The organism is Euzebyales bacterium (genome assembly GCA_035461305.1).
In the GTDB taxonomy this organism is placed as follows: Bacteria; Actinomycetota; Nitriliruptoria; order Euzebyales; family JAHELV01; genus JAHELV01.
Genome location: DATHVN010000169.1, coordinates 1 through 14,475, shown reverse-complemented (window position 1 = coordinate 14,475; position 14,475 = coordinate 1). Strand labels below are relative to the sequence as shown.

General features: G+C 70.2%; 16 protein-coding genes. 5 read left to right on the top strand and 11 right to left on the bottom strand.

The features are described from left to right. Positions 1-6: 6 nt before the first annotated feature. The 3 genes from VK923_16030 to sulP form a co-directional block, all read right to left on the bottom strand. Positions 7-585 (bottom strand): CHRD domain-containing protein, encoded by a 579-nt coding sequence (locus VK923_16030; GenBank protein ID HSJ46184.1) that lies wholly within the window; start codon positions 583-585, stop codon positions 7-9. Positions 586-609: 24 nt separating this feature from the next. Then, positions 610-1,527 carry an NADP-dependent oxidoreductase gene (locus VK923_16025; GenBank protein ID HSJ46183.1) on the bottom strand — a complete coding sequence of 306 codons (918 nt, stop codon included), beginning with the start codon at positions 1,525-1,527 and terminating at the stop codon, positions 610-612. Positions 1,528-1,929: 402 nt separating this feature from the next. After that, a complete protein-coding gene (gene sulP / locus VK923_16020) occupies positions 1,930-3,657 on the bottom strand; it encodes a sulfate permease (protein HSJ46182.1) in 1,728 nt (575 codons plus the stop codon). 147 nt (positions 3,658-3,804) lie between these two features. Here sulP and VK923_16015 point away from each other — a divergent pair, with 147 nt between their 5' ends. Beyond that, positions 3,805-3,960 carry a hypothetical protein gene (locus tag VK923_16015; GenBank protein HSJ46181.1) on the top strand — a complete coding sequence of 52 codons (156 nt, stop codon included), beginning with the start codon at positions 3,805-3,807 and terminating at the stop codon, positions 3,958-3,960. A 426-nt stretch (positions 3,961-4,386) separates the two neighbouring features. Here VK923_16015 and VK923_16010 read toward each other — a convergent pair whose 3' ends face one another. From VK923_16010 to VK923_15985, 6 genes are all read right to left on the bottom strand, one after another. Next, on the bottom strand, positions 4,387-5,355 hold the full coding sequence (locus VK923_16010) for a trypsin-like peptidase domain-containing protein (GenBank protein ID HSJ46180.1): 969 nt from the start codon (positions 5,353-5,355) through the stop codon (positions 4,387-4,389). Positions 5,356-5,477: 122 nt separating this feature from the next. Beyond that, positions 5,478-6,599, bottom strand: a complete 1,122-nt coding sequence (locus tag VK923_16005) for a CapA family protein (GenBank protein HSJ46179.1) — start codon at positions 6,597-6,599, stop codon at positions 5,478-5,480. Positions 6,600-6,662: 63 nt separating this feature from the next. Beyond that, positions 6,663-7,730, bottom strand: coding sequence for an ABC transporter permease (locus tag VK923_16000; protein ID HSJ46178.1), 1,068 nt, complete (start codon positions 7,728-7,730; stop codon positions 6,663-6,665). Further along, positions 7,727-8,908 (bottom strand): ABC transporter permease, encoded by a 1,182-nt coding sequence (locus VK923_15995; GenBank protein ID HSJ46177.1) that lies wholly within the window; start codon positions 8,906-8,908, stop codon positions 7,727-7,729. Before VK923_15995 ends, VK923_16000 begins: the two co-directional genes overlap by 4 nt. Continuing rightward, complete coding sequence (locus VK923_15990; GenBank protein ID HSJ46176.1) at positions 8,905-9,768, bottom strand: ABC transporter ATP-binding protein; 864 nt, start codon at positions 9,766-9,768, stop codon at positions 8,905-8,907. Before VK923_15990 ends, VK923_15995 begins: the two co-directional genes overlap by 4 nt. Further along, a complete protein-coding gene (locus VK923_15985) occupies positions 9,765-9,941 on the bottom strand; it encodes a hypothetical protein (protein HSJ46175.1) in 177 nt (58 codons plus the stop codon). Before VK923_15985 ends, VK923_15990 begins: the two co-directional genes overlap by 4 nt. Positions 9,942-10,322: 381 nt before the next feature. Between VK923_15985 and VK923_15980 the strand changes: the two genes are divergently transcribed. From VK923_15980 to VK923_15965, 4 genes are all read left to right on the top strand, one after another. Continuing rightward, on the top strand, positions 10,323-11,036 hold the full coding sequence (locus VK923_15980; GenBank protein HSJ46174.1) for a SagB/ThcOx family dehydrogenase: 714 nt from the start codon (positions 10,323-10,325) through the stop codon (positions 11,034-11,036). A gap of 112 nt (positions 11,037-11,148) precedes the next feature. Then, on the top strand, positions 11,149-11,397 hold the full coding sequence (locus VK923_15975; GenBank protein ID HSJ46173.1) for a hypothetical protein: 249 nt from the start codon (positions 11,149-11,151) through the stop codon (positions 11,395-11,397). A gap of 5 nt (positions 11,398-11,402) precedes the next feature. Continuing rightward, positions 11,403-12,308 carry an FAD:protein FMN transferase gene (locus tag VK923_15970; protein HSJ46172.1) on the top strand — a complete coding sequence of 302 codons (906 nt, stop codon included), beginning with the start codon at positions 11,403-11,405 and terminating at the stop codon, positions 12,306-12,308. Further along, entirely contained in the window at positions 12,305-12,856 is a 552-nt protein-coding gene (locus VK923_15965; protein ID HSJ46171.1) for a ferric reductase-like transmembrane domain-containing protein, read from the top strand. The genes VK923_15970 and VK923_15965 overlap by 4 nt, the downstream gene beginning before the upstream one ends. A 264-nt stretch (positions 12,857-13,120) precedes the next feature. On the opposite strand, the gene VK923_15960 is transcribed toward VK923_15965, so the two are convergent. Further along, a complete protein-coding gene (locus tag VK923_15960) occupies positions 13,121-13,894 on the bottom strand; it encodes a fumarylacetoacetate hydrolase family protein (protein ID HSJ46170.1) in 774 nt (257 codons plus the stop codon). Between the two features lie 283 nt (positions 13,895-14,177). Beyond that, the coding region (locus tag VK923_15955) for a hypothetical protein (GenBank protein ID HSJ46169.1) at positions 14,178-14,475 on the bottom strand (298 nt) is incomplete at its 5' end.

The following is a 14,475-nucleotide window of genomic DNA, read 5'->3' as shown; positions in this document are numbered from 1 at the left end:
TCCCTGCTACTTCGAGAGCTGGCCCCGGATCGCACCAGCAGGGAACACGTCGCTGTGGACGTTGACGTAGTAGCTCGTCGGGTCCTGCCGGATCGCTTTGATCAGTGCGCTGTCGACATCCTCCACGCAGTCACTGGCTGTGTCCGTGCCGTCGAACGCGCCGCTGAACAGGGTGACGACGATGGGGCCGGCCTCGTCCGCGGTACCGGTGTGGATGTGAGCGGCGGAGACCGTGCCGTCGATGTCCTCCCAGCTCAAGTCGAAGCAGACGCTACCGAGCCCCTGGTTCAGCGTGAGGGCAGCCGCGCCGGCGGCATCCGGGTCTCCCGGCCCCGGAACCTCGGCATCGCCGCTGAGTTCGGTTGACAGTGGGCGCCCACCAACATCGGCCGCGGCCACGCCAACCATGCCAAGCGACAAGCAGCACACAGTCAACATCACAAGCAGGCACTGACGCTTCATGTTCTGCCCTCCCTGGGCCGATGCCGATGACGGCCACACCGCACCACGCCCGCGCTCCTCCCGCTGGTCGTTGCGAACGCTGCCGCCGTCGCCCTCCTGGCCCAGAGTCCCACAGAGGATCATGGCGGTCAAGTATGGGCCACGCGCTCAGATCGTCACGGCAAGCTTTCCGAGCTTGCCGGTGGTGAAGTCGGTCAGCGCCTGGGGGGCGTCGGCGAGGGCGTAGGACCGGGTGATCGGCACACGCAATCCACGCGCGGCGTCGGCCGCGAGGCGTGTGAGGGTCTCGGTCGACGGATCGGCGTTGACCGCCATGACACCATCCGAGAGCTGATCGGTTGCGAAGCCCAGGGTCGTGGACATGCGTCCACGAGCGGCCAGCAGGCCGGCCAGGTGGGCGAGGTCGCCGGCGAGATGGATGATCGCCGGCACGCCCTCCGGTGCGATCGCGCGCACCTGGGTGTCGAGGTCAGCGGTGTAGTCGACCACGTGATCGGCGCCGAGCTCGCGCACGAAGTCGGTTGCCGCTCCCGGGCGGGCGGTGGCGATCACCCGGGCGCCTGCGCTCGCGGCGTACTGCACGGCGATGGCGCCAACACCGCCGGTGGCACCCGAGATGAGCACCTGCGCGTCGGCGGCCGGTGCGACCGCCTCCCACGTGTCGCGCGCGGCCGTCCCTGCCAGTCCGAGCGCTCCCGCGATGTTCAGGTCCAACCCGTGGGGCGCCCTGGCGATGCCGTACTGCTCGCCGACCGTCACGTACTCGCCAAGTCCTCCGTCGCCGACGTACGGCTTCATCACGACACCGAAGACCGTGTCACCGACGGCGAAGCGGGTCACCGCGTCGCCGGTCGCTTCGACGGTGCCGGCGAAGTCCTTGCCCATCACCACCGGGAAGCGGTGCTCCACGATGCCCTGCAGCCACCCGGCAGCGACCGCCGCGTCGAATCCGTTGATCGAGGACGCCTGCACACGCACCAGGACCTCGTCGGGTCCGGGGGTCGGCGTCGGCAGGTCCCTCAGCCGCGGTGGGGACGAGAAGTCATCCAGGACGATCGCGCGCATGCTCGCCTTCTTCCAACAACGGCAACAGCCAAGGGTGTCCCGCGTCGCGGCGACAGGATAACCCGAACAGGGAGGGATCGGACGAAGGCTTGCCAGGGACAGTAGGACCTCGCCTGCATCCGGCATCACCGAGACTCGTCGTCGGTCATGGTGGGCGGCCGGGGACCGCTGTGGCGCGGAGGGCGATATCACCGGCCGTGCCAGGCTCGCGCGGAGCGCCCACGAGGGGACGGCTCGTCGGCGAGGGTGCGAGAAAGAGGAGGGGCCAACGGTGCGCGTCCGATTCGTGTGGTTGAGGATGAGCACGTCGTGTCCGTCGAAGGCGCAGAGGAGCGAGGGTCCGTGATGTCCCGTGAGGTCCTGGCGACCACTCCGTCGGCCTGGAGCCCGCGTGGGTGAGGCTCAGCGATCGGTCCAGTCGACCCACCGCACGCCCGTGGCGTCGACGTACGCGGTCGTGGCGCGTCCCAGCGTCGGGAAGAAGTACTTGTCGCCGACCCGGTGGTAGAGCCCGTAGGTATGCAGCCGGTCCTTGACGGGCCCCTTCAGCTCGGCGAACACGAGCTGGATGCCGCGTGCCTCGAACTCGTCCAGGATCTCCCGGAGCGTGCTCGCGGCTGTCGTGTCGATGTCCGTGACCGGCTCGGCGGCCACGACCACCCAGCGGACGGGCTCCTCCGTGGCGCGGATGACGCTCGCCAGACGCCGCTGGAAGTGCTCCGCGTTGGCGAAGAACATCGGCGCGTCGAAGCGGAAGATGACCAGGCCGGGGATCTGCGCGGCTTCGGGATGGCGTTCGACGTCGTGGTACCCGCGGCGCCCCTCGATCCGACCGAGCACCGCGTCGTGGGGGCGCCAGGCGCGACGCACGAAGTCGCCGAGCGAGAGCCCGATCGCGACGGCGAGCCCCTCGAGCACGCCGACCAGCGTGACGCCCAGCAGCGCCGCGAGCGACAGCAGGAACTCCGAGCGGCGAACGTGCCACAGCCAGCGCATCTCGTCGAGGTCGAACAACGCGAACGACGCGATGATGACGATGGCGGCGAGCGTGGCCGAGGGCAGGTTGGCGAGCAGGTCGTTGGCGAACACGAGCAGTCCGACGATGCCGACCGCACCGACGACGCCGGTGAGCTGCGTCTTCGATCCCACCGCGTCGGCCACCGCCGTGCGCGACGAGCTCGCGCTCATGGGAAATCCCTGGAACAGCCCGGCGGCCAGGTTGGCGGCACCGAGCGCGACGATCTCCTTGTTGGGATCGGCCGGGTCCCCGAGCTTCGCGGCGAACGTGGTCGACAACGCCGCCGTGTCAGCGAAGGCCACGACAGCGACGCCGACGGCGGCGATGGCGAGCGACGCGAGATCACCGATGCCGACGCGGGGCAGGGAAGGCGTCGGCAATCCCGCGGGCAGGGGTCCGACGACGGAGATCGCTTCCGCAGCCAGACCGAACGCGCTCACGACCAGCGTGGCGGCGACGGTCGCGAGCAGCACCCCCGGGATCCGCGGAGAGAGACGGCGGCCGACGAGCATGATGACCAGGGAGCCGACGCCCAGCCCGGTGGCGATCACATCCACCCGACCGGTGCCGATGCCGGACCCGATGGCCGCCACCTCGGCGACGAACCCGTCGGCGTCGCTGGAGAAGCCCAGGAGCTTCGGCAGCTGGCTGACCAGCACGACCAGGGCGATGCCGTTGATGTAGCCGACGCGGACCGGCTTCGACAGCAGTTCGGTGATCGTCCCCAATCGGGCGAGGCCGGTGCCGACGCAGACCGCGCCGGTCAGCAGCGCGAGGACGGCGGCCAACGCCACGGCCTGCGTGGGATCACCCGCGGCGAGCGGGATCACAGCCGCGGCGATGAGCGGTGCCAGCGCCGAATCAGGTCCCAGCACGAGGATCCGCGAGGGACCGAACACAGCGTACGCCGCGAGCGCGAGGACGGTCGTGTACAGGCCGGTCACCGCAGGCAGCCCCGCCAGCTCGGCGTACGCCATGCCCTGGGGTACCAGCAACGCGGTGAGCACCAGACCGGCGCTGACATCGGCTCCCAACCAGCCACGCTGGTAGCCGATCATGGCTCGGACGCCTGGCAGCGTCGTGAGCCGCGCGCCCCCTGCGCCCCTGGTCATCCCCAACCACCTCCTCGGGGGCGCGGTCAACCGCACGGGCCGGGCTCCGCGATCCGGCGCGGTCGGCTCCAGGCTCCCGACGACACGATAGAGGAACCTATGGCCGGCTCGCTCTGCGACGACCAGTGGGTGGCCGGGACCCGAGCGATGCGCGACCGGGAAATGCCGGCCATCGTCGCCGTGGACTACGACAGCGTCACCGTCGGCGGAGTCCGCAGCTTCTTCCTGGACGCGGCGTGTTGGTCAGCGTTCGCCGCGAACCTGGTCGTAGATCAGGCAGAGAGCCCCGGTCCCGGTCGTTGACAGTCGCTGAGCGACCACGACGTGGCGGGCAGGCCGTCCTCGAACAGCCGCGCGCCGCCGCCGACGAGCTCAGGCACAGCGTGATGCTCAGCGGTCGTCGGCGTCCAGCAGGGCCCGGATGACACTGCTGCTGTTGAGCACACGATGTCGCCGCCGGACTGGTCGCGTAGGTAGGTGACCTCGGCGATCGGCCAGGCAGCACGGTGGTGGCCGCGTCGGTCATCCGCACCGTGAGGTCACGCGGCGCGTCCGCCACGGCGTGAGCCGCGATCCAGCCATGTCCTGGTCGCCGGCGCGTCCGTGGACACGGCCGTCCAGCGACAGCAGATGTTGGCGACGACGTTCCGGCGTCCCACATCGCTCGATGGAGAGGTCCCGAGCATCGGCAGCGGCGTCCCACGCGGAAGCGGTGCTGCGGTCGCTCTGCTAGGTGCGCGCGGTCTCGAGCTCGGTCGGGCGCACGTGCAGGTGCACCACCTGCCCATGCCGCACGACCACGACGGGGACCCGCCGTCCGATGCGCGCGGCAGTCAGCAGGTGCTGCAGCGAGCCGACGTCGGGGGTCGGAACACCGTCGACGGTGACGACGATGTCCTCGGGACGGATGCCACCGCGACCAGCCGGACTGTCCGGCACGACCGACAGCACCTCGACCCCGTGCTGTTGACCCAGTTCGCGCGCGGCCTTCGGTGGCAGCGGGCGTCCGCCACCACCGACGCCCAGCCACGCACGGCGGACGTGACCGTCGCGCATCAGCGCTGCGATGATCCGCTTGGTTGTGTTGTTGACCGGGACCGCCAGCCCGAGGCCCTGACCGATGTGCGGGCCGATGACCGCGGTGTTGATACCCACGACCGATCCTCTGCCATCGGCCAGGGCGCCGCCCGAATTGCCCGGATGCAGCGCGGCGTCGGTCTGGATGACGTTGTCGACCACACGGCCATGGCGGCCCGCCGAGGTGACGAACGACCGGCCGAGCGCGCTGACGACGCCGGCCGACACCGATCCAGCCATGCCCAAGGGATTGCCGACCGCCACGACCAGCTGTCCGACCCGCAGCGTCGCTGCGTCGCCCAGCTGAGCCGGCAGCACGTCGCCATGGACACGCACCACCGCGAGCTCGGACAGATCGTCACCCCCGACGACCTCGAAGTCCACCTCATGGCCGTCCGCGAACGTCGCCGTGCCCTCGCGCGCGCCTGAGACCACGTGTGCCGACGTCACCAGGTGACCGTCGGGTGTCAGCGCGACCGCCGAGCCGGATGCCGCCGGCCTGCGGCCACCTCGCACCCGCTGCATCAGCTTCAGGCTTGCGATCGACGGCAGCAGGCGGTCGGCCACCGTCGTCACCACGCGGGAATAGGCATCAAGCTCGGTCTCGTCGCGCCCGCCCACGGCTGCTCCTCATAGTCACTTGCTAGTCACAAGCCTACGCGCGGCAATCCGCGATGGTCGCCAATCCGTGGGCGGCGGGCCGCTGCGACGAAATGCACGACTCCGCGTCCTTGGCTGTGTCATCACGCCGTCGAGCCACCGCCCTGAGCGTCCCACTCGAGCGACAATGCACCGTCTGGCGTGGTGAGCACTCGCGCACCATACGGACGGCTGATGCGATCGAGCGTGGCCCGCAACCAGCTGGTGTCGGCACCCGACGCACGTTCGAGCCGCATCCTTCTGGCGCGCATCGCCCACATGCGCAGGCCCGTCAGCACGCCCGTGTCGGGCGCCACCGACGCCAGGTACAGCAGCCGCAGGTCGCTGCGGTACTCCTCGTGGCCGGCGATGCCTTCGTAGTCGTCGATGGTGTCGCCGCACCCGTACAGGATCAGCTTGCCGTGGTACACCTCGATGGGGCGGGGATGGTGGGACGAATGGCCGAACACCACATCGACACCACCGTCGATCAGTGCGTGAGCGAGATCCGTCTGCCGCTGGGAGACCTCGTAACCCCAGTTGGAACCCCAATGCAGCGAGGCCACGGCGATGTCCCGGGATTCCTTGCGCCGGCAGAGCCGCTCGACGATGGCAGTGGCCGCCGCGTGAGAGGATGCGGGAGGGACGTGCACGCCAGGCCGGCTCTCGGACGCGGCCCACGAGGGCGGGATGCCGCTCGACACCATGCCGACCGCACCAACCAGGACCCGGGCCCCGCGATCGAGCCGAACGGTCACCGGCCGCCGCGCCTCATCCACGTCGGTCCCCGCTCCGGCTGTCCGCAGGCCCGCCTCGGACAGCGCATGGAGCGTCTCGCGGAGGCCCTCGCGGCCGAAGTCCAGCACGTGGTTGTTCGCCACCGTGCAGACGTCTGGCCGGGCGACGGCGAGAGCAGGCAGGTTGGCCGGGTTCATCCGGTAGTGGACGCGCTTGTCCGGATCGAAGCGCCCACTCCGCGTGGCGCTGGTCTCGAGGTTCACGATCCGGACGTCGGGTGTCGCGCTGTCGAGGACCTGCAAGGCGTCCCCCCAGGGCCACGAGACGTCGACCGGTCGCGGGATCGGACCGTTGGCCCGCTCCGCCATCGCGACGTAGTCGCGGGCGTCGTGGACCACGGGCTCCCGCAGCGTTGGATCACCCGGGTACGGGAGGATCTGATCGACGCCACGGCCGAGCATCACGTCGCCACAGAGGAACAACGTCACGCCATCATCGGACACGGCCAGCCCTACCGTCGCTTTCCACCCATGATGGTCCGAGCGGGCACGCTATGACGCCATGCCGAGGCCGGTCTCCAGCCTCCGCGTGAGGAACAGGATCGGCGCGATCATCGCGGCGATGACCCCGAGCGCGATCGCCAGTTCCACCCAGACGACGTCCAGTCCGGCGCTGTTGACGGTCACCTCGTAGACCGGGTTGATCACCCAGTAGGTCGGGAAGAGCTTGGCGATCCACTGGGGCCAGTCCGGGAAGATGTAGAACACGGTCGGCCCCAGCAGGATGAACCCGGTGCCCTTGATCAGCGTGAACACGCCGGTCACGTTCTTCGACGCCGTGCCGTAGACGAGTCCGATCTCGACCAGGAGAAGCCCCGCGACCGAGAGCACGACGAGCAGCGGCAGCGCCCGAACGGCCAGCGCGCCGTTCAGCCACAACGTGACGATCGCCATGGCGATCGCAAGGCCGAACCCCAGCACCCCCTTGGCGACGACGACCTCGGACAGCTTCATCGGCGTCACGAGCAGCGCGTCGAGGGTGTGCTTCTCGCGCTCGTCGGCGAGGCTGAACGACGGGAGGAAGACTCCGGCGATCACGAGCGCGTACATCACGATGAACGGGACCAGCCGAACCGACAGCGGCAGCACCTCGTCGCCGAGGGACACGACCTCGACGTCGACGGGCGGTGTCTGGCCCTCGACCTCGCGCACCAGATCGATCGTGGCGACCGCCAGGATGATCCTGTTCGATGCGAGGCTCTCCCCTCCGACGTAGAAGTCCAGCGGCGGACGCGCGCCCGACCTGACGTCCTCGTCGAAGCCGGCCGGCAGCACCAGCCCGGCATCCAGGTCGTTGCTCTCCACTTGCCGCGTGAGGGTGTCGGTGTCGGCGAGGACGGTGACCTCGATCCCCTCGAGGTCCCGTGCGGTGGTCGTGATCGCCGAGCTGCCCTGATCGACGATGCCGAGGCGAGGCTGCGGATCGAACAGATCCCCGAACGCCCCCTGGATCACGAACGTGATGAGCAGTGGCAGGAGCAGCACCCACAGGAAGACCGGGGAACGAGGTCCCAGCTGCAGGTCCTTGGCGAGGATCCTCGACGTACGCGTGAGGCTCACAGCGTCTGCACCTTCCTCCGCAGGACGATCCATCCGAGCCCGAACAACGCCACGCACCACACGAACAGGGCCGCCAGCTCGGGCAGCGTGTCCGACCACCCCGCGCCGTACGTCGTGACGTCGACCAGCCCCCTGACGAGGGGGTACGACGGGAGGACACGCACCCACGCGGCCGCCGTGCCGGGGAACAGTGCCGCGAACGCGGGGATGAGCAGTGGCACCATGTACGCCATCCCGTAGAACAGGGTGCTGATGAAGTCCCTGCCCGTCGACCCGACGATCATCGCCGTCCCGCTGATCAGCACAGATCCGAGCAGCAGCAGGGTCAGGATCAACAGCGGGTGCGGTGACAGCGAGTCGATCGCCACGAGAACGATCACCGCCTGCACCAGGCCGCTCAGGGCGCCGGTGATCCCCTTGGCAGCGAGCACGTCACCGACGCTGGCCGGCGTCACCAGCACGGCCGTCACCGTTCGGTCCTGGATCTCCTTGGCGATGAGCGACGCCATGACGAACATCTCCATCGTCAGGATGAGGAACACGAAGACCGGTCGGAACCCGTCGCGAGCCGACACCTGGTTGCCCGCCCTGTCCTCGCCGAGCACGACGAACGTCTCGGTCGGGTCAGCGGTGTCGACCGGGAACGGCTCGCCGACCAGGGCGTACGCGATCTCGGTGACCACGCTCGACATCGCGAGCGCGATCTCCTCGGGCACCGCGGCATCCACGTAGACCGTGGCCTGCGTCGTCTCACCGGCTGCCGCCGCCTGGACGAAGTCGTCGGGGAAGGCGAGGCCGATCGACACGTCCGCCTGCTCGGCACCGGCGGGCGGCGAGGTTTCCGAGCCAGTGCGGATGACGACCGTCTCACCATCGACCGTCCAGGCGTCGGCATCGCCGGCCACGACCGCACGAAGATCGTCCTCGGAAGCGAACGGCACCGTGACGAGACCCTCCTCCGAGGTCTGGAGGTCGGCCAGCGCCGCCGGTTCGCCAAGGCCGGTCACCCCGACGGTGATGGTCTCGTTCACGTCATCGGGCAGGATCCAGAACAGCGCGACGACCACGACGAGGACCAGCACCGTCAGGAAGGCCCACAGCCTGTCCCGCGTGTACTCGGCGAGGTCCTTGCGCACGATCGCGGAGATGACCGTCGCACGCGACACCGGCCGGCTCATCCCCCGAGCCTCCTCCCGGTCATCTCGATGAAGATGTCCTCGAGCGTCGCCTCCTCCGTGTGGATCGTCATGACGTCCGCGGACGCCACGGCGGCCTTGAGCGCCTCCCCCGCGGCCGCGTCGTCGAGCGCCACCGTCCGTTCCTCGACGCCCTCTCCTGCGCGCACGCGTACCCTGACCGACCGTCGGCCGTGCTCGAGCTTGAGGTTCTCGGGCGTGTCGATCGCGTACAGCCGGCCCTCGTTGATGAAGGCGACCCGGTCGGAGAGCTCGTCGGCCTCATGCATGTCGTGTGTGGTGAGCAGCACGGCCGCGCCGCGGGCTGCCTCCTGCGCGATCAACGTGCGGATCGCCTGCGCGGACACCGGGTCGAGGCCGTCGGTGGGCTCGTCGAGGAACAGCACGTCCGGCGAGTTGACCAGCGTCCTGGCCATCATGAGTCGCTGCCGCATGCCCTTCGAGTACTTCGCCACGCGGTCCCCACCGCGGTCCGCCAGACCCACCCGGCGCAGCAGCGTGTCGCTGTCCAGGTCCCTGATGCCGAACAGGGTGGCGTAGAAGCGGAGGTTCTCCCGCCCGCTCATGCTCTCGTAGAGGTTCTTCTCCTCGAAGCACACGCCCATGCGGGCCTGGATCTGCTCCCGCTGTCGCCGATGGTCCATGCCGAGGATGCGGATGGTTCCCGACTCCGGCTTCAGCTGGCCGGTCAGCATCTTGATGGTCGTCGACTTGCCCGCGCCGTTGGGGCCCAGGAACCCGAGGATCTCGCCGGAGCCGACGGTGAACGACACGCCGTCCACCGCGCGTACGTCACCGTACGAGTAGGCCAGGTCCTCGACCTCGATGGCGTCGTTCGTCATGGCAGGTTCCCTCGTCGTTCCAGCTCCCGCTGCATGCGCTCCATCAGCGCCGGCCATTGCTGCAGCATGAACCCGGTGACCCAGGCCAGCTCGGTGACACGTTCCGGCTCGACCTCGGGCAGCACGGGTTCGGCCGCCTCCGCCACCTCGTGCAGCCTCCGCAACCCTTCCATCCGGGCGCGGAGGACCTTGATCCACAGTGGTCGTGCAGTCGGAGGTACGACGCTCGGTCGCCGGCGTAGGTGACCCGGTCCGCGACGCCGAGCCGGACGAGCTGCCGAGTCGTGGTCGACACCGACCCGGCGCTGATCTGCAGGGCGTCGGCGAGATCCGACGACGACTGCTCCGGCGGCTCGCAGATCATCAACCAGCCAAGATCCGGCCTGCGGTGCGGGGCTGCCCGAACTCCTCCCAGAACCGGCCGACGTGCTCGACGTACGACAGCTGGTCCCCGGCTGGGCTTCATGACCTTCAATAGTATGTGATAGCTCTGAATCCTGCCGATAGCACCTGCGCACGGCGACCGAACGGGTGATCCCCTCTACGGTGGGTCCATGGCGCGTCCAGATCGGCGACGGACGATCGTTGCGGCCGTCCTGTCCGTTACCGTGTCGCTCATCATGGCCGGGGTCACGGCGGTGGCGCTGCGGGCGGGCGACGGTACCGTCGCCCGCGACGACCCCGTGCGGGTGGTGCCGGCATTGGCCCTGCCGCCCCCTCGGACCGACGGCGAGACGTCGCTGGAGCAGGCGATCCTGCGACGGGGGTCGGTGCGCGAGTTCGACCCCGAACCGCTGACGCTCGGCCAGCTGGGGCAGCTGCTCTGGGCCGCCCAGGGCCAGCGCGAGCAGGGCCGCACGGCACCGTCCGCCGGCGGTCTGTACCCACTCGAGATCTACGTCGCCCACGAGGGTGGCGTCTACCACTACCGTCCCCCCGGTCATGAGGTCGCGGCCGTGTCGAGCACCGACATCCGCGACGATCTCGCGGCGGCCGCGCTGGACCAGCGCGCCTTCCACACCGCCCCTGCAGTGATCGCGATCGCGGGCGTGGAGGAGCGTACCGCCCGCAAGTACGGCGCACGGGCCGAGCGCTATGTCGTCATCGAGGTCGGCCATGCCGCGCAGAACGTGCTGCTGCAGGCTGCCGTCCTGGGTGTCGGCGCGGTGCCCACCGGGGCGTTCGACGACGCCGCCGTCGCCGACCTGTTCGGCATGCCCGACGGCACAGAGCTGCTCTACCTGATCCCCGTCGGGCGCCCGGCCTGACCGGGTTGCGCCCGCCCCGTTCGACGGCGACGGTAGGTGCAGCACCGCTGCGAGCAGGACCGCCACCGTGACACCACCCCGGCGACCCCGACACCCGGCGCTCGTCGCTCGCGTGCTCACAGCAGGGCTCAGTGTGGCGGCCGCGCTCGGCCTCGTCGCCGCCATGGCGCGCGACAGCCGACGGGAGGCTCCGCCCGGCTCGACCGCCAGGACGGTCGAAGTGCGCATCGGCGAGGATGTCAGCGACGCCGAGGCCAGGGAGGCACTGCGCTCCTGGCTCGAGGGCCAGCCCGATCTGGACCGCGACGGCTCGCTGACCGTCGTCGACAGCCCGCCCGACACGACGACCGCCCCGAGCTGATGGCGGTGACCGCGAGCCCTCGACCGGTGCTGCGGCACCGCTTTGATGTCATGGGCACGGTCGCGGAGATCACCTTGGTCGGCGGGAACCGCCGAGCCGTGTCGGCCGCGGTCACCCGACTGCACGAGCTCGACCGCCGCTGGAGCAGGTTCCGTCCGGACAGCGAGATCAGCCGACTCAACGGCGGCGCCGGCCACCCCGTCCCGGTGTCCCGGGAGACGATGATGCTGGTCGATCTCGCACGACAGGGCTGGCGGCGCACCGATGGCCGGTACGACCCGACCCTGCTGGCTGCGGTGCGGCATGCCGGCTACATCGACGACTTCACACGGCTCCCCGCCTCCGCCACACCGCCGCCGGACCCCGCCGACCATGACGCCCGTACGTGTGGGCGCATCACCACCGACGAGGACCTGGGGACCGTCGCCCTGCCCGACGGCTGCGGCTTCGATCCGGGGGGCATCGGCAAGGGGCTGGCCGCCGATCTCGTCAGCGCCGATCTGGCCGCCATCGGTATCCCCGGCGGGTGCGTCAACATCGGCGGTGACCTGCGCGTCTGGGGAGCCGGTCCATACGACGACCGGTGGCGGGTCGGCGCCGCCGATCGCACGGTCGCGGTGACCGACGCCGGCGTGGCCACGAGTGGGACCGCGCACCGCACGTGGGTCGTCGCCGGTCGCCGGATGCACCACCTGATCGACCCGACCACGCTCGATCCGGCAGACACGGGCGTGAGCGCGGTGACCGTGATCGCGCCGGCGGCGTGGCAGGCCGAGGTCTTCGCGCTGGCCGCGTTGCTGTCCGGACCGGCGCAGGCGTTGGCGGAGCTGCGTCGCTGGTGCGTCGATGGTCTCGTCGTGGACGATCGCGGCCGCGTCCGTGCGAGCCAGCGGCTCCGCCAACGACCATGAACCCGCAGGCCTGGTGGTTCGTCATCCGCGCCAGCGGACTCGTCGCCTACGCCCTGGTGAGCGTCACGGTGATCGTGGGGCTGCTGTTGTCGACCCGTCTGGTCGGACGCCGGCCCCCGCCGGACTGGATGCTCGACTGGCACCGCTTCGTTGGCGGCCTCGGTCTGGTGTTCACGGGCCTGCATCTGGTCAGCCTGCTGATCGACAACTACATCGAGTTCAGTCCCATCGACCTGTTCGTGCCCTTCGTGGCGACCTGGCGGCCGGTCGCGCTCGGCCTGGGGGTCCTGGCCTTCTACATGGCGCTCGCCGTTCAGCTGACGTCGCTGGTCCGCCACCGGATCCCGGCCGGTTGGTGGCGCCGGTTCCATTACCTCAGCGTTCCGGTGTTCGTGCTCGCCACGGTGCACCTGCTGCTGGCCGGCACCGACGCCACCCATCCGTTGGTGCTGCTGACGGTCGGCGGCCTGAGCGCGACGATCCTGCTGCTGCTCTGGTTCAGGCTGCCGGCACCGATCGGCACCGCTGGCTCCACCCGACGGGGCTGACCTACGACGGCCGCGGCGCGATGGGCCGTCGGCCCCCACGCCCCGGTCGCCCGACGGTGCGTCGACGAGGTCCTCGCCACCATCGCCACGCACTCCGTTCGGTCGTGCGTCACCTGTCGTGCAGCCACTCCGCCGGGTGTTCGAGGTGGTGCGGGAAGGCGGTGCCTGGCGCGCCGTCGACGACCTGATGGTCGACGGCAGGCTCAGGGTGACATGGTCCCTGACGGTGCGCGGAGGCCGTCGGGCCGCTGACGGACTGTCGCGTCAGCGACACCGCAGCTGGACGTCGCCGATGCGGTCGAAGCGGGCCGTCACCGTGTCGCCGGCATCGACAGGGACCGACCCGTTCAGCCCGCCACTGAGCACGATCATGCCGGACTCGACGTACCCGCCGCGAGCGCTGAGTTGCCGCACCAGCCATGCGACGGCGTCCGCCGGATGACCCGGCAGCTCGGCGCCGGTCGCGGTGATGACGACCTCCCCGTTGTGCTCGAGCACACAGCGCGACGCCGCCACGTCCACGGCTCCGAGATCCACGGGCGTCTCACCCAGCACGAACCGGCTCGTCGCGGCGCAGACCGCGACCACGTCCGCGGGCCGGACGACGGGCTGACGGAGGCGGTAGTCGACGACGACGAGCGCCGGCAGCACAGCGGAGCAGCTGGCCATGACGTCGGCCGCCGACGTCGCCGGGTCGTCCATGTCCCGGTCGACGATGAACGCGATCTCCGGGCGCACGCGAGCGCGCAGCAGGCTCGACCGCGCGAGGGTGGTGCCGGCATCGACGTGCATCGCGTCGGTGAGCCAGCGGTACAGCGGTTCGGCGGCGGCCATCGTGGGCGGGATCGTGCGGCCGATCGCCGCCACCGCCGCGCCGACCACGATCTCCCCGTCGCGGCGGCGATCAGCGAGCATGCAGTCCTGGATCTCATAGCCGTCGTCGAGTTCGAGCGACGGGTGCGGCGTCAGCAGATCGATCGGGTCGCCACCTCGTGAGGCATCGCGCAACCATGCCGCCGCCTGCTTGACGTCGTTCATCACCTTCGCCTCCTGAGGGCCCCGCGGCCACACAGCCGCTCCCGAGCGCTCGCTCGGTCGGCTCCGTCGTGACCCATGCGACCCTGATGGTGCCCACAAGAAGCCGGGGAACGCCACCTCCCTTTCGACGGATGGTCGCCGGCGAGACGCATGCTCATCAGCGCCGCGAGCAGGCCGGCCACCACGATGCCCCTGTATGCCTGCCGGCTCTTCCCCTCTCTGTTCGCGCCCTCCCCCAGCCTGTCAGCCCTCAAGCGTCGCTCGGCGGCGGCCCTGTCTCCCGTCAGTCACACATCTGCCCGGTGTAGCGGCAGGCGACGATGGCGGGCCGCTCGACCGGCGTGCCCGCCTCGAGTGACCACGCGAGCCGGATGAACTGCGCGTGCGTCCACGTCAGCGGTGTCGCCGAGAACGTGCCCTCGCCCGACGGGAAGCCGGGTTCTCCCGACGGGTCCCGATCGTCCCACACCTGCTCGGGGAGCATCAGGCCGTCGTTGGCGGTCGCGGCGATGTCGGCCAGCCGCGCGCGTGCGGCGGCGGGGTCACCGGCCAGCAGCTCATAGTCGCCCCGCTCGCCGGCG